The organism is Ruegeria sp. AM9, assembly GCF_056540565.1.
Map to the genome: position 1 here is coordinate 800,930 of NZ_JBQFWY010000001.1, position 18,396 is coordinate 819,325.

Genomic DNA, 18,396 nt, shown 5'->3' on the forward strand with positions numbered 1-18,396 from the left:
TCCAACCGCAGAAACTACGCCTCGCTATGACGCCGCCGCGCCGCGGTGGCGGGACAAGATGCGCGCATTGGGATACTATGACGCGTACCTCGGCTTTCTATCCTCGCCACGGTCAAGTCCGGTTGCCGGGTTGAGCGTCATTGATATCGGAGCGGGGACAGCTGCTTTTGCCGAGGCGTGGGTCGCAATCTACGGACCTCCTGAAGAAATGACCCTGCTTGACCCAAGCAGCGCAATGCTAAAGCGAGGTCAGGCCGCGCTGCGCGCGCGCAGCGTAGAGCCCACGTTAATTCAGAACGCACTAGGGAGCACAGCCCAGAATTCAGCAGATGTTGCCTTGGCCGCGCACGTCCTTGAGCATTGTGACGATCCTCTGACAGCGCTTGAGCAAATGCGCAATCACTTGCGCCCACGTGGCCGCCTGTACCTTGTCGTTTCGAAACCGCATTGGTGTAATGTCATAATCTGGCTTCAATGGCGGCATCGAACGTTTTCCGAGGACGAAATCACGGGTTTGTTGCAGACAGCGGGGTTCGAGATTGAACGGCTATATTCCTTCCCCTCGGGCCCGCCATCGCGAACAAGCAGAGGCATCGTCGCAATTCGACCTGACTGAACACTTTTGAAGGAACAACCAGGACCAAAGCAAGCAAGCTTCAGCTCACGCTTTCCTCTTCCAGATGCAGTTTCATCTCGATCAGCACCTGTTGCAGCAGGCTGGTTTCTTTCAGCAGCCGCTTGGCTTCGTTCACGGTGATGATGCCGTCTTCGATGGCGGCCTGGTATTCGGTCATCAGCATCGCGAACCGCTGACTCAGGGCGATGACGTCCGAATTCACCCCGCCAGTGCGCGGTTTTTCCGAATTGCGACACTCATAGGACAAGGTGATGTTCTTCAGATCCGCCAGCGCCGAAGTGACGTGCGGATAGGTCGATACGGCCTCAAGCCGGGCCACTGCGTCCACCGGCATGAACCGATCAACATGTTCGGCGTTGTCTGAGTAATACCGGCCCAGAGTCGCCTTGGATTTGCCGGTGATCTCACATGCGGATTCAATGCCGACATCTTTGACCAATGCTTCTGTGTGCTTTTTCAGATAGGCCCCGATATCTGCCATGTTTTTACCTTTTCTGCCTGTCTCCCCCACAACATCTGCCACTGTGGGGGAAAGGGAAAAGAAATTTCCCATACTCGATTCATAATTGAAATGTCATACATTGGCTATCCCTCAGATATTCGGGGGTTTTGTGAGTGAGTGACGGCAGTTCCAGCCGGTGATGAGTAATTGTGGGGCAGAATTTTAGCCCCGCTCTGTATTGGCCGCCTGTCGGCCATCGGCGTCGTTGTTGTTGACGCGGGGGATCCATCCCCCTTGAGCTTTACGCTCGGCCCCTGCAACAACAATGACGACGTCGCTTCTTTGCCCCGATTTTGGCATCTTGCCCAAGGGGGTCAGGCGTTTTAGACCCGGGCGCATGGCAAAGCTGTACTTCAATTATTCGACCATGAACGCGGGCAAATCGACCGTGTTGCTGCAGGCCTCGCACAATTATCGCGAAAGGGGCATGGACACCTATCTTATGACCGCCGCGCTGGATGGGCGGGCCGGGGTGGGGAAGATCGCCTCGCGGATCGGAATTTCCGCCGATGCCGATACATTCTCGGTCGGCGATGATGTGTTTGCGATGATCGAAGCACGCTTGAGCCGGGGTGAGATCGCCTGCGTCTTTGTCGACGAGGCGCAGTTTCTGACCGAAGACCAGGTCTGGCAACTGGCGCGCGCCGTGGATGATCTGCGCGTTCCGGTTTTGGCCTATGGGTTGCGGGTGGATTTTCAGGGGCACCTGTTCCCCGGCTCGGCAGCCCTGCTGGCGCTGGCCGACGAGATGCGCGAGGTCCGCACGATCTGCAAATGCGGGCGCAAGGCGACGATGGTGATTCGTCAGGACGAGAACGGCAATACCATCACCGAAGGCGCGCAGGTGCAGATTGGCGGGAACGAGACCTATGTCTCGCTCTGCCGCAAACATTGGCGCGAGGCGGTGGGCTCCTAGACCGGATTCGGCAGCGCCCGACCCGCGACAAAAGCCGCAACGTTGTCCAGCGCCATATGGCCCATATCGGTGCGCACTTCCTCGGTCGCGGTACCAAGATGGGGCAGCAGGGTCACGTTCTGCATGTCGCGCAGAGCCTGCGGGACGGCAGGTTCGAATTCGTAAACGTCCAGACCTGCACCCGCGATCTCGCCGGCTTGCAGCGCCGCAATCAAGGCGGACTCGTCCACGACCTCTCCGCGCGCGATGTTGATCAGGATGGCCGAGGGGTTCATCGCCCCAAGCACCAAAGCGCCGATCAGATGACGGGTGTCTGCGCCACCGGGAACCGCCAGAATCAAGAAATCGACAGAACCAGCCAGCGCTTTGAGATCGCTGGTGTACACGGCCGGAAAGTCCAAATCTTTCGGACTGCGCGACTGATAGGCGACCTGCATTCCGAACCCGAAATGGCAACGGCGGGCGATAGCCTGACCGATGCGCCCCATGCCGACGATACCGACCCGTTTGCCGGTGACGTGATGGCCCAGCATCTGCGTCGGGTGCCAGCCCTGCCAGTCACCTGCACGGACCAGCCGTTCGCCTTCACCCGCGCGGCGGGCGGTGGACAGCAGCAGGGTCATGGCGATGTCCGCAGTGGCATCGGTCACCGCGCCGGGTGTGTTGGTGACGGCAACGCCAGCGGCACGAGCCGCGTCCACATCGATGTGATTGTAACCGACGCCGAAATTCGCCAGCAGTTTGCAGCGGGGACTAGGCGCTTCGGCGAAAACCTGGGCGGAGAACTGGTCGCCCAGCGTAGGGACGACCACGTCAAACTCTGTCAGCGCTCGCAGCATCTCATCATGGGTCATCGGCAGCGTTTCACTGCGGAGCTCGGCATTGAACTCGGCGTGAGCACGCGCTTCGACGGCAGCCGTCATCGGACGAGCGATAAACAGTTTCATCAGTGCATCCGCCCGCCGACAGGAACCTCGCCATCCGGGCCGATCAGAACGATTTCACCGTTTTCATCGGGCAGACCCAGCACCAGAACCTCGGACATGAAGCGTCCGATCTGGCGCGGAGGGAAGTTGACAACGGCCATCACCTGTTTGCCCACCAGTGTCGTCGGGTCGTAATGCGCGGTGACCTGGGCCGAGGTTTTCCGCTCACCAATCTCATCGCCGAAGTCGATCCACATCTTGATCGCAGGCTTGCGGGCCTCAGGGTACGGTTCGGCGCGGGTCACCTCACCCACACGGATATCGACCTTGAGGAAGTCATCGAAGGTAATCTCACTCACGGGACAGCTCCTTGGATCGGTCGGTGGCGGCTTTGACGGCGCGGTGCAACAGGTCGGGGAAGCCTTCTTCCTCGTGCATAAGCACCTCAAGCGCGGCCTGCGTGGTGCCGTTGGGCGAGGTCACGTTGATGCGCAACTGCGACGGGTCTTCCTCGGCCGCCAAAGCCAAAGCCCCTGCCCCGGCGACGGTGGACTTGGCCAGCTTCATCGCCAGTTCGTGCGGTAATCCCTGCGCCTGACCGGCGGCGGCCAGCGTTTCGATCAAGTGGAAGACATAGGCCGGGCCCGAACCGCTGAGGCCGGTAACGGCGTCCATCTGCGCCTCATCCTGCAACAGCACCGTTTCGCCAATGGCCGACAGCAGATCTTGGGCCAGCGCGACATCCGTATCCGAGGCAACCGAATTGCCGATCAGCGCCGTGATTCCCTGCCGGATCGCGGCAGGCGTGTTCGGCATGGCGCGGACAATCGGCGTTCCCTCACCCAATACGGTTTCAAAGGTGGCAATCGAGGTGCCCGCCGCGACCGACACAAACAAGCTGCCCCCGCCGCCCAGCGCTTTGATCGCGGGCAAAGCCTCACCCATCATCTGTGGCTTGACGGCCACCAGCACCACCGCGGGCGCTTCGGGCAAAGGTGTGTTGATGTTGACGCCCTGCGCCTTCAACCAGTCCGAGGGGTTCGGGTCGATCACCCAGACCGCTGACGCAGGAAGGCCATGCTCCAACCATCCGGCGAGCATGGCCGATCCCATCTTGCCGCACCCCAGAAGCACCAGCCCCCGCTCGGCGACGCGTGACATGTCCATGATTGCCCCTCCCCTTTGTCGGCTTGGGGCAAAGCTTTACGCGCGGCCGTAGGCCTCTGCAATGGCGACTTGCATCGCCTCTTCGGGGGTGCGGTTGCCCCATGTGACCAGTTGGATGGCAGGGTAGAACCGCTCGGCGCTCAGTACCGCTGCGTTGATCAGCGTGTCGATCTGCTCGGGGCTGGCCATCTGGCCGCCGGACAGAACCAGACCGTACCGATAGACCATCAGCTTCTGTTTGGCCCAATAGGTAAACGCCCCGGCCCAGCACTGATCGTTCATCTTGTTCAGCAGCTCATACAGCTCGCTCTCACGCTCGGACGGTGGCTCCATTTCAAAGGAGCAAACCATCCGCAGGGTTTCGTCATAGTGCGACCAGGCCAAAGTGATCGAATATGTGCGCCACTGCCCTTCGACAGCCATGGCGATCTGATCATCCCCGATCCGGTCAAAGTCCCAGTCGTGGTGTTCAGCCAAATGTTCAACAATATCGATCGGATGAAGGTCTTCTTCGAGAAACTGCTCGGAAAGGGCCATAATGCCACCTCACTAATCTCTAGCATTTCGGGGCTGGCAGCGCCCCAGCGCTAGTTGCCTGCTCTACAAGCCGGGCTTCCCCCATAGGCCTGTACTAAATATGGTGCGATGCAAGATGGGTTCTGGCAACCCTATTTATTGGGGATAACAGCAATAAGTTGTGGACAGAAGGCAACGACGATCAAAATATTGGCGCATCACGCAGCTTTGTCTTGATTAAATTCCGCAAGGCGGCATGATACACAGCGCCGCACAACCCAGGCTCGGATTGCGCGACGGATGCCTTTTTTCTCGAAAATTTCTGAGTTGGACGTTACTTGTCCAGTTTCGCCTCAAGCGCGGCGATGCGTGCCTCAAGCGCTGCGTTCTCTTCGCGCGCCTTCTGGGCCATCGCGCGGACGGCATCGAATTCCTCACGCGTGACGAAATCACGGTCGGCCAGCCAACGGTCGATCATCGACTTCATCGCGTTCTCGGCCTCTTCCCGCGCGCCCTGCGCCACACCCATGGCGTTGGTCATCAGCTGGGATACGTCGTCGAGGATCTTGTTGCGGGTTTGCATGGCTTTACTCCGAAATCGCGGTTGGTCTCTATATGGGGAATGATTGGCGCGGGCTCAAGGTTGACTTGCCCCGCAAACCCCGGGCAATGAGACGCACATGCAGGCTGTTCTGAATTTCCCCGATCTGTCGCCCGAATTATTCTCGATCTCGCTGTTCGGGATGGAGTTCGCGCTGCGGTGGTACGCGCTGGCCTATATCGCCGGTATCCTGATTGCATGGCGGATGGGGGTTATGGCGCTGAAGCGCCCGGCCCTGTGGCCCGGCAAGACGCCACCGATGAAGCCCGAACAGCTTGAGGACCTGATCACCTGGATCATCCTCGGCGTGATTCTCGGAGGGCGTCTGGGGTTCGTGCTGTTCTATCAGCCTTCCTATTACCTTTCGAACCCTCTGGAGATTCTGAAAGTCTGGCAAGGTGGCATGGCGTTTCACGGCGGGCTGCTGGGCGTTGTGATTGCATCTTACCTCTATGCGCGGCGTCATCAGATTCCGGTGCTGTCGATGGCGGATCTGATCGCCCACACGGTGCCGCCGGGATTGCTGCTGGGGCGGCTGGCGAATTTCATCAATGCCGAACTCTGGGGTCGACCCAGCGAGTTGCCCTGGGCCGTCATCTTTCCGGGCGCAGCCGCACAGGACTGTCCCGGCGTGGTCGCGGGCATGTGCGCCCGGCATCCGTCACAACTGTATGAAGCCGCCCTGGAAGGGCTGCTGTTGGGTACCCTGCTGCTGTGGCTGGCTTATCGGCGCGGAGCCTTCCACAAGCCCGGCCTGATCATGGGCCTGTTCATGGCGGGCTATGGCGCCTCGCGATTCATTGTCGAATTCTTCCGGCAGCCCGACGCACAGTTCATCTCGCCCGGTAACCCGCTGGGGCTGGCCCTGCAGATCGGCGGGTACGGCCTGACGATGGGTCAATTGTTGTCACTGCCGATGATCGCGCTTGGCTTGTGGTTCGCCTTACGTGCAAGATCGACGGTATGAGTCTGAAAGATCATCTGCTGGCGCGGATCGCGCAGGACGGCCCGATGAGCGTGGCCGACTATATGACGGACTGCCTGCTGCACCCGACGCATGGCTATTACACCACCCGTGATCCGCTGGGCGCGCAGGGGGATTTCATCACCGCCCCGGAAATCAGCCAGATGTTCGGAGAGCTGATCGGCCTGTCGCTGGCGCAGAGCTGGCTGGATCAGGGGCATCCGGATCATTTCATACTGGCCGAGCTTGGGCCGGGGCGCGGCACGCTGATGGCAGATATGCTGCGTGCCACGGCGCGCGTGCCGGGTTTCAATGACGCCGCCGAGGTTGTACTCGTCGAGGCGTCGCCCATCCTGCGGGACATGCAGGCGCAGGCGTTGAAGGACCATGACCCGCGTTGGATCGATTCGGTTGCCGACCTACCCGAAGCACCCCTGTTTCTGGTCGCGAACGAGTTTTTCGACGCCCTGCCCATCCGCCAGTTCCTGCGTGACGGCGATGGCTGGCGCGAACGGCTGATCGGTCTGGATGGCGATGCGTTGGCCTGGGGGCTGGGACCGCAGGGCGAACAGGTTGCGCTGAAAGATCGGCTGGATGACACCAAGGACGGCGATCTGGTGGAGCTGTGCCCAGCAGCGATTCCCATCATCACCGTGATCGCCGGGCGGATCGGCACCCATGGCGGCGCCGGGCTGATCGTGGATTACGGCGACTGGCATTCGCAAGGCGATACATTTCAGGCGTTGCAGGCGCATGAACGTACAGATCCTCTGGCCCTACCCGGTCAGGCCGACCTGACCGCGCATGTGGATTTCGAACCGCTGGCCCTGGCGACCCGCGCGGCGGGATGCGCCCATTCACGCCTGACACCGCAGGGCGTGTTCCTTGAACGGCTGGGAATCACCACCCGCGCGCAAGCATTGGCGGCACCGCTCGGCGGGTCTGAGCTTGAAGTGCTGGTTGCCGCACATCGCCGGTTGACCCACCCCGAGGAAATGGGAAACCTGTTCAAGGTGCTGGGCCTCTACCCCACCCCTTCCTCGCCGCCACCGGGACTGGAGCCATGACCCTGGAGATTCTGACCTCAGATTTGCTGTCGCCCATGCGCCACGGGTTCTTTAGCCGGCGCGGCGGAGCCTCGTCAGGCGTGTTTGCCGGCCTCAACTGCGGCTATGGCTCGTCTGACCAGACCGAGGCCGTCGCGGTTAATCGCAAGCGGGTGGCGCAGGCGATGGACGTCACACCCGAGGCGCTGATCGGCGTTCATCAGGTGCATTCGCCAACCGTTCTGACCGTCGATGCCCCCATCAACGGCGAAAAACCCAAGGCCGATTCGGTGGTCACGGCGACACCCGGCCTGGCGCTGACGATCCTCACCGCTGATTGCCAGCCGGTCCTGTTCGCCGATTCTGACGCAAATGTGATCGGTGCCGCCCATGCCGGTTGGCGGGGTGCTCTGGACGGCGTGCTTGAGGCAACGCTGGACGCCATGGAAGCCCTGGGCGCGAAACGGGAAAACACCGTGGCCGTGATCGGCCCGTCGATCTCACAACGCGCCTATGAGGTAGGCCCCGAGTTTCTGGACGAGTTCGTCGCCGATTCTCCGGAAAACCTGCAATTCTTCGCAAATGGCACAGGCGACAGGCTGCAATTCGACCTGCCCGCCTTTGGCCTGCACCGATTGCGGCAGGCGGGGGTCGGTCAGGCCGAGTGGACGCTCCACTGCACCTATTCCGACCCGGACAGATTCTATTCCTACCGCCGGTCGACCCACGCGAAAGAGGCCGATTATGGCCGCCTGATTTCAGCCATAAAACTTTAAGAACGCGCCTGGATTGCGGCAGTTCCGCCGCTTTTTCGCCACAATCCTTTTGTCTATCTGAGTCGCAGCAATTCGATTTTTATCGTCCGCTCTCAGGTGGTTATCAACCAAAACTCCGGTCGAGCGTGACGTAACCCGAAAAGAGGTATCGCCAACCGTCCTTTGTCCTGAATTCATCCCGGATCAGCCTTATCGCCGCCGCATTGGTCCGGCACATTAAGGGCTCAGAGGAAAACGGGGCGACAGTCCCCAAAGTCGGGCAGGACAAAACATGAAGACGAAATCTCGCTTTCTCAGCGCCGTGGTTGCGGCCACCAGAGAGCACCAGCTGGAGATGCCGTGGAAACGGGTTTCCAGCCACTCGGTCAGAGTCGCACGCCGTCTGGCGGCACGTCGCTGATCACAAGGCTCCACGAACCAAGCTGCCGGTTCTTGGACAACCAAAGACGCACAGCGGAGGAAGGCTCCGATCCGGTGTGTGACCGAACGCCAATATTGCGAGCGGCTCAGGTTAGGGGCACGTGTGCGCAGGCAATTTCGCCCGCGTTTGTATGAGTTTGTCTGGGGGACAAGTGGTGACTAATAGCGTAGGGATTTTTGTTGCGACAAGCGCCGATCAAGCCCGCTGTTCTGCGGTCGTCAGCTTCTTTCTAGACAAGAGTAAAACCGATCAAGCGGGCCTGTACGGGGGTTCAGCCTGCCTGTGCGGTAGTCAGAGGGGACGGAATTGAAATGGATATTCCACGTTCGTTATCACGCGCTGCCAGAAATGCCGTTGAAACCTCGTCATTGCTGCGCGACGCACCAAGACCGACTACACAGAAAAAAGCGCAGTTGCGGCGCTTTGAGGTCAGTACACTGATGAAAAACGGGGATGTCGTGCAGACCCGTCACATCGCGCCTGCCCTGCCCATGTTCGAAGACGCGTTCTGCGCCTTTACCCGCGGATCTCTGGTTGAAACGGAATTCGGGCCGATGGCGATCGAAGACCTGATGCCTGGCGATACTGTCCTGACCCAAAGCGGCAGCTCGGAAACAGTGCTGTGGAAGGGATCGGTCACCCTGGTGCCCGGCCGCGAGGACGCCCGAGGCCGAACACGACCGTTGACGCGCATTATGGCCGACACGTTCGGTATGCAAAAACCGATGTCGGGCGTCATCACCGGCCCGTCCGCGCGGCTGCTGGGAACGCCTGCGCACCTGCGGCATCTGCATGGCGACGATCAGATTTTAACACCGGTTCACGAGTTCCAGGACGGCACAAGCATCATCGAAACACTGCCGCCGACGCCGGTCGAGCTGTTTCACATCTGCCTCAAGCGCCATGCGGTGATCGGGGTCGACGGGCTGCAGTTCGAATCCTATCACCCCGGCGTCAACACCATTCGCAAGGTCAGCCGGTCACTGAAGTCGATCTATCTGAACCTGTTCGCGCATATTGACACGCTGAACGACTTCGGACCGTTGGTTCTGCCGCGCGCCGGAGACGGAGAGGTCAATGCGATAAACGCCTGAATCCGGGCTTTTCTGCAATGTGGGGGCATTATGCAGTTATTATTAAGTTGGGTGTTTTACATGACGGTGGCAGCTTTTCTGCCACCGATGAAGCCGCATCCGAAGGGCGCAGCGCTTACGCCATCCGGCTCATTCGTTCTTCCAGAACATCGAAAGGCACACCGGGTTCGTCTTTTGCGCCGCGGATGACCAGCGAGGTCTTGACGCTGGCCACGTTAGGGGTGGTCAGCAGCTCGCCCGTCAGGAATTGCTGAAAACTGCTGAGATCCGGTGCGACGCATTTCAGGATAAAGTCGACTTCGCCGTTCAGCATGTGGCATTCCCGAACCAGAGGCCATTCGCGGCAGCGTTCCTCGAACGCGCTCAGCTCGGATTCGGCCTGGCTTTCCAGACCGACCATGGCAAAGACCTGAACCTCGAAGCCCAGTTCGCGCGAGTTCACTTCGGCATGGTAGCCGCGGATCAGGCCCGATTCTTCCAATGTCCGCACGCGCCGCAGGCAGGGAGGCGCTGAAATACCCACGCGCTTTGCCAGCTCGACATTGGTCATGCGACCGTCTGCCTGCAATTCCGCCAGAATTTTGCGGTCAATCTCATCCAGCCGTATCGCGACCATCAAATGCTCCTGATTTTTCGGTTGTTATATCAGCACCCGGAGGATGCGCAATAATCTTTCGTGGTCGCGCAATATTGTTTATTTTCAATGTCCTTATTTTGCGCGCCATTCACGCGGCACATAGCAGGTGTGAAACAGGAAGGGGCTTTAAGCGCGGCACAGGGGTCGCTATATCCATCGGCCAAGGGCCGCGCGCCCATATCAGGCATATCGAGTCGGGGGTACCATGTCCGAAACACGTCACACCAAGGTTCTGATCATCGGGTCGGGACCGGCCGGTTATACTGCGGGCGTCTACGCAAGCCGCGCGATGCTGGAGCCGATCCTGGTTCAGGGCATCGAACCCGGCGGTCAGCTGACCACCACTACGGATGTCGAGAACTATCCCGGCTTCACCGAAGTTCAGGGGCCTGATCTGATGATCAAGATGCAGGAACACGCTCAGGCCATGGGCTGCGAGGTGATCGGCGACTACATCAGCGATCTGGACCTTTCGAAACGCCCCTTCACCGCCAAGGGCGACAACGGCACCACCTATACCGCCGATGCGGTCATTCTGGCCACCGGCGCGCGCGCGAAATGGCTGGGCCTGCCGTCGGAAGAGAAATTCAAGGGCTTTGGCGTATCTGCCTGTGCCACCTGCGACGGCTTCTTCTATCGCGGGCAGGAGATTGTGGTGATCGGCGGCGGCAACACCGCCGTGGAAGAGGCACTGTTCCTGACCAACTTCGCCAGCAAGGTCACTCTGGTCCACCGCCGCGACGAGCTGCGGGCCGAGAAAATCCTGCAGGATCGGCTGCTGAAGCACGAAAAAATCGAACCGCTGTGGTTCCACGAGCTGGAAGAGGTGGTCGGCACCGATGCCCCGCTGGGCGTCGAAGGCGTGCGCGTCAAGAATGTGAAAACCGGCGAGATCACCGAGATCCCCTGCAAAGGCGTGTTTGTCGCCATCGGTCATGCCCCGTCCAACGAACTGGTCAAGGATACGCTGGAAACCCATATGGGCGGCTATGTCGTGACTAAGCCGGGCTCGACCGAGACCTCGGTCCCCGGTGTCTTCGCCGCCGGTGACCTGACCGACCACATCTATCGTCAGGCCGTCACCAGCGCCGGCATGGGCTGCATGGCCGCGCTGGATGCGGAACGCTTTCTGGCGGAGCAGGACTAACCCAATGCTGGAATTCTCCGGCCCGGTCTGGAGAATTCTGTTTCTGTCACAGATCGACGCCCCTCTGGCCCCCGCACAGGCGCCCGAGGGGCGTTTTCATTATTCCGGTCAGACAGCCCTTTATGCCTCTCTCAGCGCAGAGGGTGCCGGGGTCGCGATCCGGCGGTATGTGTCGGACGGTGACCCGCCAAGGGTCTTGCAACGCGCGCACATTACCAGCGCAAGGCTGGCGGACCTGCGCGGACACCCCGAGGCCTCGATTGTCTGGCAGGGCATCCACGACATTCAAGGACGCTCACCGACATGGCGGTTTTCCGATGATGCCCGTGCGATCGGCGCCGACGGGTTGTTGTACAGCTCACGCTCGCGACCTGAACTCAGCCATGTCGTGCTTTTCAACATCTCCCCTGTCCTGATCCGCACGGACGCTGCGGCAACCGAATGGGTTCCGTCTTATTCTTGACCCGTTCGCCCGCCCGTATCAGACTCGTTCTCAAACAACGCGAATGCAGGTGATCTGAGTGAACAGCGTTCTATGGCGAGGCGGGTGGGCAACCCGGCTGAGGATCGGCAGCGGCCTGATCCTGTTCACCTTTGCCTTCTTTCACTTCATCAATATCGGACTTGGGCTGTTTCACACCGACTACCTGCACGGAATGCAGGATGGCCGCAAAGCCGTTACCCGTCACGACGCCATGAGCGTGATCTTATACGCCGCCCTGCTGGTACATGCCGGGCTGGCGCTGCATTCGATCAGTCAACGCCGAACATTGCGGATGCCATTTGCAACCGGATTGCAGGTTGTTCTTGGCCTGCTGATCCCGCTGCAACTGATCTCTCATATCGTGCAAACGCGCTATGCGCATGAAATCTATGATGTAAATGACGAGATGGGCTATATCATCATCCTGATGTGGCCCGGCACCGTGATCTGGATGCAGAGCCTGCTGTTGCTGCTGGTCTGGGTGCACGGCTGCATCGGGCTGCACAGATGGCTGCGGCTGACCCGCTGGTGGTCGAAAACTGTGCCCTACCTGATCGGCGTTGCCGTGTTTATCCCATCCTTTGCGCTGGCCGGGCTGCTGACCGAAGGGCGGCGCATCTGGGCGGACTTCGCCGATCCTTTCCTGCGCGAACAATATATCGAGCATTACAACTGGCCCTCACCCGAGGCATTCGAGGCCATGTTCAGCGTCAAGGACAATGCGCTGATGGCGTTCTGGATCGCGCTGGGGGCGGCGCTGGCGGTATTTGCGATCCGCAAGCTCTGGCGGCGTCGGCATTCCGTGCGGGTGAAATATGTCGAAGGCCCCGAGGTTGTGGCCGAAAAGGGAATGACCCTGCTTGAGATTTCGCAGGCCAATGGCATTCCGCACACGGCCTTGTGTGGCGGCAAGGGGCGCTGCACCACCTGCCGGGTGATCGTCGAGGAAGGCGCTGACAGCCTTCCCGCCCCAAGCGAGATCGAGGCCCGCAGCCTTGCTGCTGTTGGTGCCCCCAACGAGGCGCGGCTGGCCTGTCAGATTTGCCCGATTGCGCCACTGACCGCGTTTCGCATGTTCCGTCCGGACGGCGGGCGGCACCGTGCGCATGCAAGCCAGGGGCAAGAGCGCAAACTGGCCGTTCTGTTTCTGGACATGCGCGGGTTCACCTCGCGCACCACCGGCCAGTTGCCCTATGACATCGTGTTCCTGCTGAACCGGTTCTTCGACGCCATTGTTCCAGCGATCACCACTGACGGCGGTGTGGTCGACAAATACATGGGCGATGGCCTGCTGGCGGTGTTCGAAACACCCGACACCGAAAGCTCGGCCCGGGCGGGATTGAAGGCAGCGGCCGATGTCAGCCGCGCCCTGGCGCAGTTCAATCAGCGGCTTGAGGCCGAGGGCAGCCCCCGCATACGCATCGGGATGGGGCTGCATCTGGGCGATCTGGTGCTGGGTGAAATCGGCGCTGCCGGCCATGCCGCGCGCACCATCATCGGTGACGCGGTCAACGTGGCCAGCCGGCTTGAGGGCGAAACCAAAGCGCTGGGGGTCGAGCTTCTGGTCTCGGCCGAATTGCTGCAGGCGGCAGGGTATGAGGGTGATCAGAATGGCATCAAACCCTTTGACCTGCGCGGCGTGACCCGCCCGATTCCCGCCCTGCCGGTGACCAGCGCCTCGGACTTGCTGCTGGCCACCGCAGGATAGGAACGGATGTGCTGAATTCGCACAGGCACCGCACGTCAGCGGGAATTAAATCGCAAAAAGACGCGCCCGTCGAAATTTCCTTCCAATCCGGGTAAAAACCGCGCATATCGTCCTTAATTTCGTGAATGTATATGGACTTCGACCATCAGTCGGGGCAAATGCCCCGCAAACATCCCTGAACCACCGGTAAAACCGCACTTCGACAAGAGTATTCCCATGACGATGTTAAGCAATCTGGCTCCGATCCCCGAGCTGTATGTATCTTATGAATCGGCCCAAAAGCTGAAAGTGGAAGCCGCCGACCTGACCAGCTGGGACCTGAGCCCGCGTCAGATCTGCGATCTGGAGCTTCTGATGAATGGCGGGTTCAACCCGCTCAAGGGTTTTCTGTCCGAGGCCGACTACGACAACGTCGTCGAAAACATGCGTCTGGCCGATGGCACTCTGTGGCCGATGCCGATCACGCTGGATGTCAGCGAAGATTTTGCCGAGACCATCGAACTGGGTCAGGACATCGCCCTGCGCGATCAGGAAGGTGTCATCCTCGGCACCATGACGGTCACCGACCGCTGGACCCCGGATAAGGCACGCGAGGCCGAAAAGGTCTTTGGCGCCGATGACGATGCGCACCCGGCGGTGAACTACCTGCACAACGTGGCGGGCAAAGTTTATCTGGGTGGCCCGGTGACCGGCATCCAACAGCCGGTTCACTATGACTTCCGCGGCCGCCGCGACACCCCGAACGAGCTGCGCGCCTATTTCCGCAAACTGGGCTGGCGCCGTATCGTTGCGTTCCAAACCCGCAACCCGCTGCACCGCGCGCACCAGGAACTGACCTTCCGTGCCGCCAAGGAAGCGCAGGCCAACCTGCTGATCCACCCGGTTGTCGGCATGACCAAGCCGGGTGACGTGGACCACTTCACCCGCGTGCGCTGCTATGAGGCGGTGCTGGACAAATACCCGGCCTCGACCACGTCGATGTCACTGCTGAACCTGGCCATGCGCATGGCTGGCCCCCGCGAGGCGGTCTGGCACGGCCTGATCCGCGCCAACCACGGCTGCACCCACTTCATCGTTGGCCGTGACCACGCAGGCCCCGGCAAAAATAGCCAGGGCGAAGACTTCTACGGCCCCTATGACGCACAGGACCTGTTCCGCCAGTTCCAGGATGAAATCGGCGTCGAGATGGTTGATTTCAAACACATGGTCTACGTGCAGGAACGCGCCCAGTACGAGCCCAACGACGAGATCGAAGACAAGGAAAACGTCACGATCTTGAACATCTCGGGCACCGAACTGCGCCGCCGTCTGGCCGAAGGCCTGGAAATCCCAGAATGGTTCAGCTTCCCCGAGGTTGTGGCCGAACTGCGCAAGACCAAACCGCCGCGCAGCCGGCAAGGCTTTACCGTGTTCTTCACCGGCTTGTCGGGCTCGGGCAAATCCACCATCGCCAACGCGCTTATGGTCAAGCTGATGGAAATGGGTGGCCGTCCTGTCACGCTGCTGGATGGCGACATCGTGCGTAAGAACCTCAGCTCGGAACTGGGCTTCTCGAAAGAGCACCGCGATCTGAACATCCGCCGCATCGGTTACGTGGCCAGCGAGATCACCAAGAATGGCGGTATCGCCATTTGTGCTCCGATCGCGCCCTACGCCACCACCCGCCGCGCCGTTCGGGAAGACATCGAACAGTTCGGCGCCTTCTGCGAAGTGCACGTTGCGACCTCGATCGAGGAATGCGAACGCCGCGACCGCAAGGGCCTGTACAAGCTGGCGCGTGAAGGCAAGATCAAGGAGTTCACCGGCATCTCGGACCCCTATGACGTGCCTCAGAACCCCGAGCTGAGCGTCGAGACCGAAAATGTGGACGTCGACAACTGCGCCCATCAGGTTCTGCTGAAGCTGGAAAGCATGGGTCTGATCGCCGCGTCGTAAACCGGTACCAGAAACATTCAAAGGCCCTCGCATCGCGGGGGCCTTTTTTGTGGTCAGAGCTCGGCGCGGATGGCCGCGACGGCGCGGGCTTCGAAATCACCGAACTCGGCCGCCTTGGGCTGGATCGCCTGCAGGTGCGGCAAGCGGGCGGCATAACCCTCGGCTGAGGCCGCCTGAATTGCGCGCTGAATATCGGCCTCGGTCTCACACAGGATCATGCCGGACGTATCGAAGAAATCCCCGATATTCGGACAGCCCCAATAGATCGGCACCGTCGAACACAGAATCGCATCCGTCAGCTTTTCCGAGAAATAATTCCGTTCCCGCACATTCTCGATCACCACGGAATAGCGGTATGGGGCCAACCCGTCGGATTTGCGGTCAAAGGGCGTATAGCCGCGCCCCATGATATCCACATCCGCACCGGTTTCCCGCACCCAGTCGATCACCGAATGGCGCAGCTGATGCCCTTCGAGGTCACGCTTGGCCGAGGCGATCAGTGAGCAGGATTTGGTCTTCGTGACATCAAGGTCCTGCCAGTCGGGCACCATGGTCACGCCATAGGGCAGGAATACTGAATTCGGAATGTTCTGCAGCAGCACGTCATGGAAGGTCAGAACCCGGAAGAACCGGCGCCACGTATATCGCAGCATACGGTCGTGTTTGCCGTGAATGGCCGAAGGTTCGCCCATCATCAGCGATATCCGCGCGCGGGTGCCCCGGCGCAGGCGCAGATGGACGGTTGAGTTCGGGTACATGATCAGGTGATCGGTGGGCTCAAGATCACCCACAGTCTTGCCGGACAGTCGGTCCGGGCAGCCCTCAGGCCAGATCAGCTCGGACAACGGGACCGAGGCCAGTTTCGGCCCCAGCCGGTGCCCATAGGGCAGGATCGCAATTGCGGGTTGGGTCATTGCACAACCTCAGGCAGATCGACCTGGCCGCGCATCAGAACGTGGCCGCGCCCCGCGACCTTGATGCCGGTCATCGCATCCACCGGGCCAACGCGGGTGACCGTCGCCTGACCCGGGCGCCCCATGTCGTGCCCCTGCTCGGCGATGAATGTATCTTTGGACATCAACCCGTGCTTCCACAGATAGGCTGCCATTGCACCGGTGGCCGATCCGGTGAACGGATCTTCGGGCGGGCTGGGCGGTGCCATCAACAGGCGTGAAAACGTGTCGCCCGCTTCGGTCGCACCTTTGAGGGTGACAAGGAAAGGCTCGGCCATATCCGACCCCGAAAACCCGGCCTTCTCAGATATTTGTGGCAGCATGCCGACGTCCAGCTTTGCGGCGCGCAAGGCCTCGTGATCGCGCAGAACGGTGACGCAGAAGGGCAGCCCGGTAGAGACAAACTGCGGCGGGGAAATGATAGCGTCTTCGGAAAGGCCGATGGCGGCGGCGACCATATCGACCGGTACGGCACTGCCAAATTGCGGCGCGACCTGTGTCATTTCGATTTCATCGCCGTTCAGGCGGATCGAGACGATCCCGGCCCCGGTCTCCAACGTCAGCGTATCGCCCTGAAACAGGTCGCGTGACCGCATTGCGGCAACGGTGGCGATGGTGGGATGCCCGGCAAAGGGAATCTCGCGGCTGGCCAGAAAATACCGCACCCGGATATCAGCCACATCGGACGGGCCGGTAAACGTGCATTCGACCAGAGAGGTTTCGCGCACATAGGCCATGCAGACCTCTTGCGACAGAACAGCGCCGCCATGAACCACAGCGCAGCCGTTGCCACCAAACGCACGGTCGCTGAAGGCGTCTACCCAGTCAAAGTCAAACCAGCTCATGTATTGCGCCCTTTCGATATGCGAACCGCTACAGGTCCGCATATCTCGCCCGCGGGGCGGCAGATGTCACGGGGAAATCGAGTGGCTCAGTGGACGGCCACCGGTGAAAAATCATGTTCGCGCGCCAGAACAAAAGCCAGCTTGCGGTCGGCGACCAGCGCCAGTTGCTGCCCGTCGGAATCGTGAACGGCGTAAAGCTGATCCAGATCGCCCGCCTGCTCGCGCACTTCCCGAGGCAGATCAGCGACGTCGACAGCTTTCACATAGACGATCCGGTCGCCTTCGGTATTCAGCTCAATCGGTGTATTCATTGCTCTTACCCCTTTCTTATGTTGATCGTTTGCACCACGGTTTCAGGTACGGCGCGGGTCAGATCCACATGCAGCAGACCGTTTTCCATGATCGCCTCGCCCACCTCGACACCATCAGCCAGCACGAACATACGCTGGAACTGACGCGCCGCGATGCCACGGTGCAGGAAAACTCGCCCCTCGCTGTCGTCACGTTGACGGCCCCGGATCACCAGCTGGCGATCCTCGATGGTGATCGACAGATCCTCTTCTGCGAACCCGGCCACAGCCAGAGTGATACGGTACGAAAAGTCCGAGGTCTGTTCGATGTTATAGGGTGGGTACCCTTCGTTGCCGGCCTTTGCAGACCGTTCCAGAAGGCGTTCCAACTGCTCGAACCCCAAAAGATGCGGGTATGAGCCAAGAGTAAGTTTCGACACGTATTTTCGTCCTTTATTGCCAAAGCGACGTGTGGTGCGGCCCCGTTCTGGCAACCGCGTAGAATAGAATATGGGAATATGCGGGGATGTCCACAAGGTCTGGCCGGATAAACCCTGACACACTATCTTGTGTGCTAAGCACCACAAAAGGCACTGAGTCGCACATGAACGCGCCCACCGATCTTTCGATGAAAACAGACGAGGTTTTGCGGGTTGAACTGGAGGTTTTCCGCCGCCAGCACCGTGATCTGGACCAGGCGATTGAGGCGCTGCAGTCCACCGGCACGGCCGATCAGCTGACGCTCAAGCGGCTGAAAAAGCAGAAACTGCGGCTGAAGGACATCATTCGCCTGATCGAAGACCGTTTGACCCCTGACATCATCGCCTGACG

The 18,396-nt window shown here is 60.3% G+C and carries 23 protein-coding genes; 12 read left to right on the plus strand and 11 right to left on the minus strand.

What is annotated here, in order from left to right; all coding sequences use genetic code 11:
• The first annotated feature begins 58 nt into the window (after nucleotides 1–58).
• Nucleotides 59–616: a class I SAM-dependent methyltransferase gene (locus tag ACR0DO_RS04045; RefSeq protein ID WP_480556973.1), complete on the plus strand. Its 558-nt coding sequence runs from the start codon at nucleotides 59–61 to the stop codon at nucleotides 614–616.
• Nucleotides 617–656: 40 nt separating this feature from the next.
• Here the strand turns inward: ACR0DO_RS04045 and ACR0DO_RS04050 are convergent, their stop codons facing one another.
• Nucleotides 657–1,118 (minus strand): hypothetical protein, encoded by a 462-nt coding sequence (locus tag ACR0DO_RS04050; protein ID WP_170440842.1) that lies wholly within the window; start codon nucleotides 1,116–1,118, stop codon nucleotides 657–659.
• A gap of 358 nt (nucleotides 1,119–1,476) precedes the next feature.
• Between ACR0DO_RS04050 and ACR0DO_RS04055 the strand changes: the two genes are divergently transcribed.
• Nucleotides 1,477–2,055 (plus strand): thymidine kinase, encoded by a 579-nt coding sequence (locus tag ACR0DO_RS04055; RefSeq protein ID WP_480556831.1) that lies wholly within the window; start codon nucleotides 1,477–1,479, stop codon nucleotides 2,053–2,055.
• On the opposite strand, the gene ACR0DO_RS04060 is transcribed toward ACR0DO_RS04055, so the two are convergent.
• From ACR0DO_RS04060 to ACR0DO_RS04080, 5 genes are all read right to left on the minus strand, one after another.
• Nucleotides 2,052–3,002: a 2-hydroxyacid dehydrogenase gene (locus ACR0DO_RS04060; RefSeq protein ID WP_480556832.1), complete on the minus strand. Its 951-nt coding sequence runs from the start codon at nucleotides 3,000–3,002 to the stop codon at nucleotides 2,052–2,054. The genes ACR0DO_RS04055 and ACR0DO_RS04060 overlap by 4 nt on opposite strands.
• Nucleotides 3,002–3,340, minus strand: coding sequence for a tRNA-binding protein (locus tag ACR0DO_RS04065; RefSeq protein WP_480556833.1), 339 nt, complete (start codon nucleotides 3,338–3,340; stop codon nucleotides 3,002–3,004). Before ACR0DO_RS04065 ends, ACR0DO_RS04060 begins: the two co-directional genes overlap by 1 nt.
• The gene (gene proC / locus ACR0DO_RS04070) at nucleotides 3,333–4,148 is read right to left on the minus strand and encodes a pyrroline-5-carboxylate reductase (protein WP_480556834.1); all 816 of its coding nucleotides are present in this window, start codon (nucleotides 4,146–4,148) and stop codon (nucleotides 3,333–3,335) included. The genes ACR0DO_RS04065 and proC overlap by 8 nt, the downstream gene beginning before the upstream one ends.
• A gap of 36 nt (nucleotides 4,149–4,184) precedes the next feature.
• Complete coding sequence (locus tag ACR0DO_RS04075; RefSeq protein ID WP_480556835.1) at nucleotides 4,185–4,685, minus strand: type III secretion system chaperone family protein; 501 nt, start codon at nucleotides 4,683–4,685, stop codon at nucleotides 4,185–4,187.
• A 313-nt stretch (nucleotides 4,686–4,998) separates the two neighbouring features.
• Nucleotides 4,999–5,247: an accessory factor UbiK family protein gene (locus ACR0DO_RS04080; protein ID WP_050604795.1), complete on the minus strand. Its 249-nt coding sequence runs from the start codon at nucleotides 5,245–5,247 to the stop codon at nucleotides 4,999–5,001.
• 97 nt (nucleotides 5,248–5,344) lie between these two features.
• On the opposite strand from ACR0DO_RS04080, the gene lgt reads away from it, so the two are divergent.
• The 5 genes from lgt to ACR0DO_RS04105 all read left to right on the plus strand — a co-directional run bounded on the left by lgt (nucleotide 5,345) and on the right by ACR0DO_RS04105 (nucleotide 9,566).
• Complete coding sequence (gene lgt / locus ACR0DO_RS04085; protein ID WP_480556836.1) at nucleotides 5,345–6,232, plus strand: prolipoprotein diacylglyceryl transferase; 888 nt, start codon at nucleotides 5,345–5,347, stop codon at nucleotides 6,230–6,232.
• Nucleotides 6,229–7,296 (plus strand): class I SAM-dependent methyltransferase, encoded by a 1,068-nt coding sequence (locus tag ACR0DO_RS04090; RefSeq protein ID WP_480556837.1) that lies wholly within the window; start codon nucleotides 6,229–6,231, stop codon nucleotides 7,294–7,296. The genes lgt and ACR0DO_RS04090 overlap by 4 nt, the downstream gene beginning before the upstream one ends.
• On the plus strand, nucleotides 7,293–8,051 hold the full coding sequence (pgeF, locus tag ACR0DO_RS04095; RefSeq protein WP_480556838.1) for a peptidoglycan editing factor PgeF: 759 nt from the start codon (nucleotides 7,293–7,295) through the stop codon (nucleotides 8,049–8,051). The genes ACR0DO_RS04090 and pgeF overlap by 4 nt, the downstream gene beginning before the upstream one ends.
• Before the next feature lie 271 nt (nucleotides 8,052–8,322).
• Nucleotides 8,323–8,451, plus strand: coding sequence for a hypothetical protein (locus ACR0DO_RS04100; protein ID WP_480442649.1), 129 nt, complete (start codon nucleotides 8,323–8,325; stop codon nucleotides 8,449–8,451).
• 332 nt (nucleotides 8,452–8,783) lie between these two features.
• Complete coding sequence (locus ACR0DO_RS04105; protein ID WP_480556839.1) at nucleotides 8,784–9,566, plus strand: Hint domain-containing protein; 783 nt, start codon at nucleotides 8,784–8,786, stop codon at nucleotides 9,564–9,566.
• A 115-nt stretch (nucleotides 9,567–9,681) separates the two neighbouring features.
• On the opposite strand, the gene ACR0DO_RS04110 is transcribed toward ACR0DO_RS04105, so the two are convergent.
• Entirely contained in the window at nucleotides 9,682–10,182 is a 501-nt protein-coding gene (locus ACR0DO_RS04110) for an Lrp/AsnC family transcriptional regulator (RefSeq protein ID WP_170440823.1), read from the minus strand.
• A 226-nt stretch (nucleotides 10,183–10,408) separates the two neighbouring features.
• On the opposite strand from ACR0DO_RS04110, the gene trxB reads away from it, so the two are divergent.
• The 4 genes from trxB (at nucleotide 10,409) to ACR0DO_RS04130 (ending at nucleotide 15,477) form a co-directional block, all read left to right on the plus strand.
• Nucleotides 10,409–11,350, plus strand: coding sequence for a thioredoxin-disulfide reductase (trxB, locus tag ACR0DO_RS04115; protein ID WP_480556840.1), 942 nt, complete (start codon nucleotides 10,409–10,411; stop codon nucleotides 11,348–11,350).
• Between the two features lie 4 nt (nucleotides 11,351–11,354).
• Nucleotides 11,355–11,813: an RES family NAD+ phosphorylase gene (locus ACR0DO_RS04120; protein WP_480556841.1), complete on the plus strand. Its 459-nt coding sequence runs from the start codon at nucleotides 11,355–11,357 to the stop codon at nucleotides 11,811–11,813.
• Nucleotides 11,814–11,871: 58 nt separating this feature from the next.
• Complete coding sequence (locus tag ACR0DO_RS04125) at nucleotides 11,872–13,542, plus strand: adenylate/guanylate cyclase domain-containing protein (protein WP_480556842.1); 1,671 nt, start codon at nucleotides 11,872–11,874, stop codon at nucleotides 13,540–13,542.
• Between the two features lie 216 nt (nucleotides 13,543–13,758).
• A complete protein-coding gene (locus ACR0DO_RS04130; RefSeq protein WP_480556843.1) occupies nucleotides 13,759–15,477 on the plus strand; it encodes a bifunctional sulfate adenylyltransferase/adenylylsulfate kinase in 1,719 nt (572 codons plus the stop codon).
• A 53-nt stretch (nucleotides 15,478–15,530) separates the two neighbouring features.
• Here the strand turns inward: ACR0DO_RS04130 and ACR0DO_RS04135 are convergent, their stop codons facing one another.
• The 4 genes from ACR0DO_RS04135 to ACR0DO_RS04150 all read right to left on the minus strand — a co-directional run bounded on the left by ACR0DO_RS04135 (nucleotide 15,531) and on the right by ACR0DO_RS04150 (nucleotide 18,005).
• Nucleotides 15,531–16,391 carry a hypothetical protein gene (locus ACR0DO_RS04135; protein WP_480556844.1) on the minus strand — a complete coding sequence of 287 codons (861 nt, stop codon included), beginning with the start codon at nucleotides 16,389–16,391 and terminating at the stop codon, nucleotides 15,531–15,533.
• Entirely contained in the window at nucleotides 16,388–17,275 is an 888-nt protein-coding gene (locus ACR0DO_RS04140; RefSeq protein ID WP_480556845.1) for a PhzF family phenazine biosynthesis protein, read from the minus strand. The genes ACR0DO_RS04135 and ACR0DO_RS04140 overlap by 4 nt, the downstream gene beginning before the upstream one ends.
• A gap of 86 nt (nucleotides 17,276–17,361) precedes the next feature.
• Complete coding sequence (locus ACR0DO_RS04145; RefSeq protein WP_170423088.1) at nucleotides 17,362–17,586, minus strand: DUF1150 family protein; 225 nt, start codon at nucleotides 17,584–17,586, stop codon at nucleotides 17,362–17,364.
• Nucleotides 17,587–17,591: 5 nt separating this feature from the next.
• Complete coding sequence (locus tag ACR0DO_RS04150) at nucleotides 17,592–18,005, minus strand: Hsp20 family protein (RefSeq protein WP_085821398.1); 414 nt, start codon at nucleotides 18,003–18,005, stop codon at nucleotides 17,592–17,594.
• A gap of 164 nt (nucleotides 18,006–18,169) precedes the next feature.
• Between ACR0DO_RS04150 and ACR0DO_RS04155 the strand changes: the two genes are divergently transcribed.
• Nucleotides 18,170–18,394 (plus strand): YdcH family protein, encoded by a 225-nt coding sequence (locus ACR0DO_RS04155; RefSeq protein WP_170440808.1) that lies wholly within the window; start codon nucleotides 18,170–18,172, stop codon nucleotides 18,392–18,394.
• The last annotated feature ends 2 nt before the right edge of the window (nucleotides 18,395–18,396 follow it).